7 protein-coding genes, 1 tRNA gene and 1 pseudogene are annotated in these 10,096 nt (G+C 70.5%); 2 read left to right on the top strand and 7 right to left on the bottom strand.

Annotated elements, in window-relative coordinates; all coding sequences use genetic code 11:
• Window positions 1–185: 185 nt before the first annotated feature.
• Window positions 186–419, bottom strand: coding sequence for a hypothetical protein (locus NFU81_RS29050; protein WP_251496142.1), 234 nt, complete (start codon window positions 417–419; stop codon window positions 186–188).
• Window positions 420–626: 207 nt separating this feature from the next.
• Between NFU81_RS29050 and NFU81_RS29055 the strand changes: the two genes are divergently transcribed.
• Window positions 627–998, top strand: coding sequence for a hypothetical protein (locus NFU81_RS29055; protein ID WP_422665314.1), 372 nt, complete (start codon window positions 627–629; stop codon window positions 996–998).
• A gap of 19 nt (window positions 999–1,017) precedes the next feature.
• A complete protein-coding gene (locus tag NFU81_RS29060) occupies window positions 1,018–2,532 on the top strand; it encodes a site-specific integrase (protein WP_251496144.1) in 1,515 nt (504 codons plus the stop codon).
• Between the two features lie 20 nt (window positions 2,533–2,552).
• On the opposite strand, the gene NFU81_RS29065 is transcribed toward NFU81_RS29060, so the two are convergent.
• The 6 genes and pseudogenes from NFU81_RS29065 to NFU81_RS29090 all read right to left on the bottom strand — a co-directional run.
• Window positions 2,553–2,900 (bottom strand): hypothetical protein, encoded by a 348-nt coding sequence (locus NFU81_RS29065; RefSeq protein ID WP_251496147.1) that lies wholly within the window; start codon window positions 2,898–2,900, stop codon window positions 2,553–2,555.
• A gap of 77 nt (window positions 2,901–2,977) precedes the next feature.
• The gene (locus tag NFU81_RS29070) at window positions 2,978–3,745 is read right to left on the bottom strand and encodes a hypothetical protein (protein WP_251496149.1); all 768 of its coding nucleotides are present in this window, start codon (window positions 3,743–3,745) and stop codon (window positions 2,978–2,980) included.
• Window positions 3,746–3,969: 224 nt separating this feature from the next.
• Window positions 3,970–4,042: transfer RNA gene (locus tag NFU81_RS29075), tRNA-Lys, on the bottom strand.
• A gap of 82 nt (window positions 4,043–4,124) precedes the next feature.
• Window positions 4,125–7,229 carry a hypothetical protein gene (locus NFU81_RS29080; RefSeq protein ID WP_251496152.1) on the bottom strand — a complete coding sequence of 1,035 codons (3,105 nt, stop codon included), beginning with the start codon at window positions 7,227–7,229 and terminating at the stop codon, window positions 4,125–4,127.
• Between the two features lie 264 nt (window positions 7,230–7,493).
• Window positions 7,494–9,632, bottom strand: a complete 2,139-nt coding sequence (locus NFU81_RS29085) for a DEAD/DEAH box helicase (protein WP_251496155.1) — start codon at window positions 9,630–9,632, stop codon at window positions 7,494–7,496.
• Window positions 9,633–9,878: 246 nt separating this feature from the next.
• Window positions 9,879–10,096 (bottom strand): annotated as a pseudogene (locus tag NFU81_RS29090) (hypothetical protein); the annotation flags it as partial.

Below are 10,096 nucleotides of genomic sequence, written 5' to 3' on the forward strand. Positions count from 1 at the left end.
CACCTGGGTTGAACGTTTCCGGCGTACAGGGGAGTTGTGAGCCTCCGGCGTTGGCGCGTCGGGGGCTCGTTCGTTCTCGACGGTTGGCGCCGCGCGAGCGACCACGGACAGTACGACGAACGCCTGCCGCAGTCCACGGGATCTTGGGCGGCGCCCAACGGGCGCGCGTACCGGGACCACGCACATCACACCGCGAGCCCGAGCAGGACCTGCAGCTCGGCCGTCACCACTCGGTACGAATTGCCCAACCGCAGAACGCGGCACGGGTACTGGCCGCGCTTGGCCAACTCGTAGCCCTTGCTTCGCCCCAGCCCGAGTGCCCGGTTCGCCGTCTCCAGGTCCACAGCCGCCGGCAGCGCCAGCAGTTCGTCCTTGGCCATCCCCCTGACCACCGGCCGGGTCGTATGGCTCTCACGCATAGCCGCCTCCTCCATATACAGCTCTCGGCGAACGCGGTCTCGCATCCGGCTCCAAGCCCAGGTCAGGAGGGTGCACCAAGCTACTGCGTCGCCATGACACAACGCAGTGCTGATGCTGGGCGGAATGAAGACAACGCCCCCGAGTGGGCCGACCAGGTCGTGGCGACGGTGGCAGCCGAGGTCCGCCGACTTCGGAAGGAGCTGGGCATGAGCGGCGAAGACCTGGCCCGCGCCTGCGCCGATCTCGGGTACGCCATCCCGCGCAACGTCATCGCCAACATGGAATCCGGCCGCCGTGCCCAACTGCCCTTGGTCGAGGTCATGGTGCTCGCCAAGGCCCTGCATGTGGCGCCGATCTGCCTGATCTATCCCGTCGGCCTCCTGGACCGCGTGCAGGCGCTCCCCGACGAGGAACCGACCGACACCTTCGCGGCACTCCAGTGGTTCACCGGCGAGTCGTACGACTACGACGGCCCCAGCCCCCAACTGCGCGAGCGCAGAGCCGCACCGCAACGGACCTGGTCAATGGATGCCGAGGGCAACATCGTCTGGAAGGACGCCCCGGCAGACGGTCTCTGAACCTGCTGGGGGAAGCACCATGAAGGGCTCGACGCACCGCCGCTGCTACTGCCGTGACACCGAAACCGGCCGACCGCTCGGCAGCAAATGCCCCAAGCTCGCGAACCGCAAGCACGGCTCCTACTCCGTGCGCCAAGAACTCCCGCCCCGCGAGGACGGCACCCGCCGCTCCTTCAGCCGCGCCGGGTACGACAGCCTCAAGGCGGCCCAGGCTGACCTGGACCACGTCCGCACGCTCCTCGGCCTCGCCGACACCGACGACCAGGACAGCGTCGAGCGCGTCGCGGCCCTGCTGGAACGCCTTGTCGAGGAGAAGGCGCCGCTCCCCGACGTGGAGGAGATCCGCCGACGCCTCCGCTCCGGGCTTGACCTACGGGGTGGTACGACGGTCGGGGAGTGGCTGGACCTCTGGTTCGCGTCCAAGAAGCGCCGCAGGACGACCCTCAACGGCTACGCCTCGCACATCTACGTCCACCTCAAGCCGCGCATCGGCCACGTACGGCTTGACCGGCTCAACGTCGGCCACCTCGTGGAGATGTTCGACGGGATCGCCGACGCCAACGAGGCCATCGCGGCCGAGAACGAAGCCCGTCGGGCACAGATCGCGCGCTGCAAGTCGAACGCGCCGGGGCGGCCCGTTGCCGCCGAACGGGCACGGCTGGCGGTAGAGCGGGCGAAGCTCGCCGAGATGCCGCCCTTCCGCAAGCTGACCGGCCCGTCCACCCAGCAGGCGATACGCCGCACCCTGCGCGCCGCGCTCAACTCCGCCATCGCGCAGCAGCTCATCACCTTCAACTCGGCCTCCCACGTCGAACTCGCCTCGGGCCGCAGGCCGAAGCCCTTGCTGTGGACGGACGAGCGAGTCCGGCGGTGGCGGCAGACCGGCGAGATACCCGGCCCGGTCATGGTCTGGACACCACAGCAATACGGCATCTTCCTCGACGCCGCCCAGGATGACCGGCTGTACGCCCTCTTCCACCTTGTCGGCTTCCGCGGCCTGCGTCGCGGCGAAGCCGTCGGCCAGGACTGGAGCAACGTCGACCTCAAGGCCGGCCTCATCACTCCGGCCAGGGAGATCGTGGTCGACGGCTGGGATCCATACGAGGCCGAGCCGAAGACGGACGGCAGCGCCAACACCATCGCCCTGGACAGCCTGACGATCGCGGCCCTCCGCGCCCACAAGAAGCGCCAGAAGAAGGACCGCAAGAAGTGGGGCGAGGCCTGGAACGACACCGGCAAGGTCTTCACGCGCGAAGACGGCTCCTGGCTCCACCCCGAGATGGTCTCCGAGACCTTCCGCCGCATCCACGCGACGACCGACCTCCCTCCGATCACCTTCCGCGACCTCCGCCACGTGGCCGCGACCCTCACCCACGCGGGCGGCGGCGACATCCACACGGTGAAGGAGGTGCTGCGCCACTCCACGATCGCGTTGACGTCAGACACGTACACAAGCCTCCTGCCCGAGCTGGACAGGGAAGTTGCGGAGAAGGCCGCGAAGCTCGTCCCTCGCGCGAAGGCACGAACGGCTTGACGGCCCGCTGACCAGGTAGCTCAGGCCCGAAGGGTTTCTCCCTGTGGGTCGTAACAGACGAGCCCGTGCTCGCGGGCCAGGGCGGCTGCGTACTCGGAGACCTCCTCCGCCCTGCTGTACGTCATCAGCAGATAGACGATCGGCCCGGACGCCTCATCGATCACCGGCGGTGACGCCCAGGCACTGCGAGGGACATCATCTGGATACCGCTCCACGAGTGCCTCGACGTACGCCTCGATACGCGGCGACGGCTCGACAGCCACGTCATCCGAATCGAGATATTGCTCGTAGAACTCGTCGAACACCCTGCTCGCTTCATCGTCGCCGGGCGGCTTCTCGCCATCCCACACGGCTAGGTCATAGCTCACGCGCGAATGATCGCAGGCGCCTCCCTGCCCTGGTTCGGCAGCCCCAAGGGTCGGCAACCATGAGCGTAGGAGCACTCCTAGAAGGGCGGCTCGTCGAAGTAGCCGCCGTCCCAGGAGTCGAGGGTGGTAGGGCCGGAAGTGCCACCTGGGGTAGCGAGGTCCCGGGCGCCGTCCTGCCAGGCGCGAAGGCCGCCAAGGGCGGAAGCTCTGAATCGGTGGTCGGTACTGGTGGCGAGCAGTTGCTCTGCAAGCCGCATCAGTTCAGCTCGGTAGCTGGCGAGTTCTGGATCCTCCGCAAGAGGTATCGCGGCAGCCAGTGCAGCGTGGCGCACGACGAGGTCGGCGTCGAGAAGATACTCGGCTACGGCGTGGAAAAGCGTGGGGCGCAGGGCACGCAGGGATTCCATGTGCGGATCTTCAAGGCCGTACCGCCTCGTGGCCGCCAGGCACTCGTCGTTGGCGTCGAGGGCGAGGAGATGCAGCCAGTCCAGCAGAGCAGCGCGTAGCGGGAGTTGCCGACGCTCCCGCTGACGGCGCTGCATCAGCTCGTAACTGCCGACTGCGGTGGTTCGCGGGTCGGACAGGATCGCGGCTAGGTAGAGAGCAGTTGGTGGTGTAGCCGAATAGATCGAGTTCTGGTGGCGTACGGGCTCCAGGCCATGGTCCAAGGCTCGGGACCGAGCTGCGGGATCCGGGGAAAGGAGTGCGCTCAGCGCGGCTGGGATGTCCTCGGCGGTCCCCCTTGCGTGGTCCAGAGCCACCCAGTCGGTCTCGCGGAGCAGCGTCTCGGGCTCGGGCAGTCGGGCTGCGGCCGACTCGCTCAGGTGATCACTTCCCTCGGTCACCGCTGAAGGCTATGACGCGCTCGTTTGCCTGCCAACCGTCCATCGACGTCGCGAACCGGACCCAGCGAGTCGCTGCCGGGCATAGCCGCCAGCCCAGCATGGGCCGGACCGACCGCTCACGCATCGCTCACGCACGGCCCCCGGCACGGCTGTGCCCCGGCCGTCCGAAGACGACCGGGGCACCGAACCCGCAGGTCAGCGGCCTCCGAAGAGGACCGACCCCGTAGGCCGTGTGGGACTCGAACCCACAACCAATGGATTAAAAGTCCACTGCTCTGCCAATTGAGCTAACGGCCCGCACCGACAGCATAACGGTGTCTCCGGAGGGGCTCAGCAGGGTTGTGGGGTGTCGGGGCCTGGCGGCCCCGACAGGGTGGGGTCAGAGGAGGGTGGAGTACATCTGCCAGCCGGCGCCGAGGCGGACGCGGGGGGCGAGGTAGCCGCCCTTGCCGTCGCCGTTGTAGCGCCACAGGAGGCCGGCCGCGTCGCGCGCCACCAGGTCGGGGTGGCCGTCGTGGTTGAGGTCGCCGACGACGGTGAGGGCGTTGTAGCCCTGCCAGCCGCTGCCGACGCGGACGCGGTTGAGGACGCCGCCCTTGCCGTTCCCGGCGTAGCGCCACAGCACACCCGCCGCGTCGCGCGCCAGCAGGTTGCCCGCGCCGTCGCCGATGAGCAGGTTGTAGCTCCGCCAGCCGTTGCAGATCAGGACCCGGGAGGAGAAGGAGCCCGTGGCGGTGGCGGTGTAGCGCCACAGCGCGCCCGCCGCGTCGCGGGCCACGAGGTCGGGGCGGCCGTCGCCCGTGAGGTCGCCGGGGGAGGCCAGGGTGTTGTAGATGTTCCAGCCGCCGCCGATCGTGAAGTGCGGCGAGCTCGGGGTGATGCGGCCGGAGCCGGTGTAGCGGGTCAGGATGCCCGCGGAGGAGCGGACCAGCAGGGAGTTCAAGCCCTGCGAGCCGGCGTCGCCGATAGGCAGGTAGCGTGAGGTGGTCGGCCAGCCGGTGCCCTGCTGGCCACTGCCGGCCGCGAGGACGGCGCCGGTGCCGGTGCCCCGGTGGACGTCGAGGCGGCCCGCCGGTGTCAGGCCCAGCACGTCGCCGATGCCGTCGTCGCTGTAGTCGTGGGGCATGGCGAGCGACTGGTGGACGTCGACGGTCCCGGTGCGGACCAGGTCGGCCCCGAGTCCGTTGGCCGGGGTGGCGGTCAGCGACCAGACGTAGCTGCCGGTGGGCACGTAGCGCCCCGCCGGGTCCTTCCCGTCCCAGTACGTCGCGATTCTCGCGTCGGTGGCACCGCCGCTGATCGTCCGGACCGTCGCGCCGCCCGTCTTCGGGCGGAATGCGAGCTTCCAGGAAGCGGCGGGGCCGGACAGCAACTCCGAGATCTCCCAGCCGGACCGGGCGTAGAACCATGGGTCGATGTCCAGCACGTTCTGCGCGTCCAGAGTCGAGGGCGCCGTGCCGGAGGGGATCAGATGGGTGGTGGCGTCGGGTGCGGTGTACGCGATCTGGCCGCGGAACTTGTCCACCGTCCAGGTGACGCGCCGGTCGCCGCCGGGGAGCGCGGGGTCCGCGGGCAGCGCGGCCACGGTACGGGTCGCGCCGGTCCTGCTGTCGGTGACCTGGAGCTCATCGCCGGGGTGCCGCAGCACGAAGCCGTCGCCGAGCAGCGCCTGTCCCGCGGGCACCGCTACGGACTTCCCCGCCTTGCGGTCGTAGACGCCGGCCGGGCCGTTCGCGCCGCACGACCAGTAGAGCCAGTTGTCCAGTGCCTGGACTTCCTTGATCGCGCAGGGCGCGTCGGTGGTGACCGCTGTACGGGCGACGGGACCGTCGGTGTAGCGACTGCGCAGGTCGAGTTGGTCGACCTTGCCCTTGGCGGCGGACGCGGTCCACAGCGTGTCGCCCCACAGGGCCGCCGCGGCGATCGGGCGGGTGAGGACCACGGTGCCGTAGCCGATGTTGATGACGTACTGCTTGCCGTTCGAACCACTGTTGTACAGAACGTAGTTCTCGGACGCGTCGACGATCCGCCCACCGGTGGAGTCCAGCGGGACCCCGCCGAGGCCGAACCTGTTCGCCGCGTAGACGGTGTCCTTGCCGTTCGCGGCGCGCGCCACGTAGGCGACGTCACCGTACGAGCCGCCGGAGACGAGGCCGACCGTGCAGTGGTGCTGGGCGTCGCAGTTGCTGTCCGGATCCGGGATGGGGAGGCTGACGCGCTGGGGTGCGGATGTCAGCTGCGGGACCGGGCCGACGCCCTCGTTCTGGTAGAAGAGCCTGCCCGAGGTGAGGCTGTCGACGGTGTCCGGGATGCCCTCGAGGAAGCGCAACCGGCCCTGGGCGAGCGAGAGTCCGTACCGCACCGGGTTCAACTCGCGGATGTCGAAGAGCTTGACGGGCGCCCCGCCGCCGGGAGCGATGCGGTACGCGCTCCAGTGGGCCGCGTCCGGGCCACCGCGTACGAACGCGCCGCCGTCCCGGGAGATCCGCAGATCGGTGGCGTCCGGGAGGAGTTCGGTGGCCGGCCCACCGGTCAGCGGAACGGAGTAGAGCGGGTCCATCACGCCGTCGTTCCAGGCCGAACCGCTGCGTACCGCGAGGACGGCGCTGCCGGTCAGCGTGACGACGTAGTTCGTGCTGTCGGCGTGGAGTTCCGGCGGCAGGGTGATCGTCCGGCTCTCCGCAAGGGGGTCGGTGAACGCCGCCATGTGGACAGTGCCCGCCGAGTACCAGCCGATCGAGTCGGCAGTGGTGACGACCTGGCGTGTGCCGTCCTCGGGAATGTAGCCGGGCAGGCTGTCGACCGCTCCGGTGAGCGGGTCCACCAGGCTGATGTCCCGTCGGGTTCCGATGTCGTACGTCAGCAGCAGCCGCCCGCCGGACTCGGCCGTCTGCGTACCGCCGAGTCCGGTCAGCCCCGTCGTCGGAATGCCGGTCAGTACGGTGTCGGAGGTGACGGTGGTACCGGTCACCTTCAGCAGGTGGTACGTGTTCACGTAGCCGGTCGTGGAGCTACCGGTCCGCGAACGGGTGACCATCGCCCAGCCGTCGGGCGTCCCGGTGGCCGCCAGGAGGGCTCCGACGGGCTCAGCCGGCGTGACGGTCTCGACGTTCCCTGTCGCGGGATCGTCCAACCTGATCAAGGTGCTGCTCCACAGGGAGGTGAGCCGCTCCGCGCCGTCGGGCAGCCGTATCGCGAACTGCGATGAGCTGCCCCCCATGGGCACCGGCGAGCCGCCGCCGTACGGCACCCAGGTCTCGGCACCGTTCGGTGCGATCCGCTGGTAGCCGGTGGCTCCGCCGAATCCCACCCTGTCGTTCATGAGGCGGGGCGCGTTCACCGGCGGGACCACGACGTCGTAGGACGGCGGAGCGGACGCGGCCTGCGCCGGGGCCGCGAGGCCGAGGAAAGGTGCCGCGAGCGCGCAGGCCAGCGCGGCCGTCAGGCCGGCCCTGGTCAGGGCGCGGGACGTCGAACGTGCCACAGATAAGCCTCCGTTGACCGGTGCGGGAAAGCACGGGACAAGCGCAGGAGTGGAGCGCGCCCGGCGCGGGCGGCATGGCATCGAGCCGCCGCTGCGCGTCGCGCGTGGAAAGTGAGCCCCCCGGCCCCCGACAACCCCCCGGCGGCCCCCCGGCCGCCTCCTGCGAATCGCCGCACTCTAGCAGCAGGCCCGCAGCAAGCGGAACGGGTCCCCCGCCTGCGAAGTCGCAGGCGGGGGACCCGTTCTCAGGAAAGGCGCGGCCGGTCAGCCGTTGCGCTTCCAGCGCGGCTTGCGGTCGTTGTAGGACGAGGACGAGGACGACGGGCCGTTGCTGTCGCGGGTGTACGACGGGCGGCTGTCGCGGTCGTCGCGGTTGCCGTACGACGGACGCGAGTCGCTGCGGTTGCCGTAGGACGGGCGCGAGTCGCTGCGGTCGTACGAGGACGGACGGCGGTCGTCACGGTCCCGGTTGCCGTAGGACGGACGCGAGTCGCTGCGGTTGCCGTACGACGGACGCGAGTCCGAACGGTTGCCGTAGGACGGGCGCGAGTCGCTGCGGTCGTACGAGGACGGACGGCGGTCGTCACGGTCGCGATTGCCGTAGGACGGACGCGAGTCGCTGCGGTTGCCGTACGACGGACGCGAGTCCGAACGGTTGCCGTAGGACGGGCGGGAGTCGTTGCGGCTGCCGTACGAGGAGCGGCGGTCGTCGCGGTCGCGGTCGCCGTAGGAGGGACGCGAGTCCCGGCGGTCGTAGGAAGGACGCGAGTCGCGGCTGTCCCGGCTGTCCCGGTTGTCGCGGCGGTCGAAGTTGCCGCGGTCGTCCCTGCGCTGGTACGAGGACGACGACTGCTGGCGCTCCTCGCGCGGCGCGGGCACGGAGGCCGCAGCCGCCGCGGCTTCCGCCGCGAGTTCGGCCATCTCCGCGGCCTTGGCTGCGATCGCCTCGTCCGGGTCCTCGCCGCGCTCGCGGGCCGAGCGGGCGGTGAGGCGGTCGGCCTCCTCGCGCAGTTCGGTGGCGCGGCGCTGGACGCGCTCCAGCTGGCGGGTGAGGTCGGCGACCTCGCGCTCGGCCTGCGCGGCGGCGTTCTGCACCGCGTCGGCCTGGACGTCGGTGAGGGAGCGGGCGCCGGTGATCTTGGCGACGTCCTCGTCGAAGACGCCGGCGCCGCCGATGATGTGGCGCGAGGCGTCCACGCCCGCGTCCTCCATCAGCCGGAAGATCTGCTTGCGCTGGTGCGGCAGGGCCAGCGAGACGACCGTGCCGGACTTGCCGGCGCGGGCGGTGCGGCCGCTGCGGTGCAGGTAGTCCTTGTGGTCGCCGGCGGGGTCGACGTTGAGGACCAGGTCGATGCCGTCGACGTGGATGCCGCGGGCGGCGACGTCGGTGGCGACCAGGACGTTGACCTGGCCGGCCTTGAAGTCCTCCAGGGTGCGGGTGCGGGCGCCCTGCGTCATGCCGCCGTGCAGCGCGTCGGCGCGCACGCCGGACTCGATGAGCTGCTCGGCGACCCGGTCGGCACCCATCTGGGTGCGGACGAAGATGATCGTGCGGCCCTTGCGGGCGGCGATGGCGGCGGTGACCGGCGCCTTGTCCTTGGGCTTCACCACGAGCACGTGGTGGGTCATCGTGGTGACCGCGCCCTGGGCGGCGTCGACCTCGTGCGTGACCGGGCTGACCAGGTAGCGCTTGACGAGGCTGTCGATCTCGTTCTCCAGCGTCGCGGAGAACAGCAGCCGCTGGCCGCCGGCCGGGACGAGGTCGAGGATCTCGGTGACCTCGGGCAGGAAGCCCATGTCGGACATCTGGTCGGCCTCGTCCAGGACCGCGATCTGCACCTGGTCCAGGATGGCCGCGCCCCGGTTGATCAGGTCGCGCAGCCGCCCGGGGGTGGCGACGAGGACGTCGACACCGCGCTCCAGGGCGTAGATCTGGTTCTGCATGGACGTGCCGCCGCAGACGACCTTCATCTTCAGGCCGAGGACGTCGCCGTACGGCTGGAGCGCGTCGGCGACCTGCATGGCCAGCTCGCGGGTCGGGGTGAGGATGACACCGCGCGGGCGGCGCTTGTCGGTGTGGCCGCCGGACAGCTGGGTCAGCAGCGGCAGGCCGAAGGACAGCGTCTTGCCGGAGCCGGTGCGGCCGCGGCCCAGGATGTCCCGGCCGGACAGGGCGTCCGGGATGGTGGCGGCCTGGATCGGGAAGGGGGTGACCACGCCGTTCTGGTTCAGCTTGCGCACGATGGCCTCGGGCAGGCCCAGGTCGGCGAAGGTGATGGTCGGCTCGGCGGGCTCGGTCGTTTCGACGGTCGTCTCGACGGTCGGCTCGACGGCGGTTTCTACGGTGGCGGCGTCGGCGGCGTTCTCGGGCATGGCGGAACGGTCGGCACTGTCAATGGACATGCTGAAGCTAAACCTCTCGGAGACTTACGGCACGCGCCAGCTCCACAGGTTGCTTACAACCGCCTCGATGCGGTCAGCCAAGGAGAAAAGGAACGCGCCACGCGGCGCGCAACGGATCAGGCGCCAGGCAATGGGATCAGGAAATCAGGGGATCAAACGATCTACCAGCATACGCATCAGCGGCCGCTTTAGCGAATCCCCACCATGGGGGCGACCTTACCTGCTGGTACCCGCCCACTATACGCCCTACGGCGCGGTGGTCGGCTGACCGCCGTCCGGGCCGGTCGGCGACGCGGACGGGTCGCCCGGCGGCGGGGTCGTCGGATCCGCGGTCGGCGGGGCCGTGGTGGTGGGCTCCGCGGCCGGCGGGGTGCCCGCGGTGGGCTGCGGTACGGACGTGCCGCCGGCCGCGGTGGGCAGGGGGCGGCTGCTGCCGGGGCGGCCCGGGGACGGCGGCCCCGACG

The organism is Actinacidiphila cocklensis, from assembly GCF_907177275.1.
GTDB classification, from domain to species: Bacteria; Actinomycetota; Actinomycetes; order Streptomycetales; family Streptomycetaceae; genus Actinacidiphila; species Actinacidiphila cocklensis.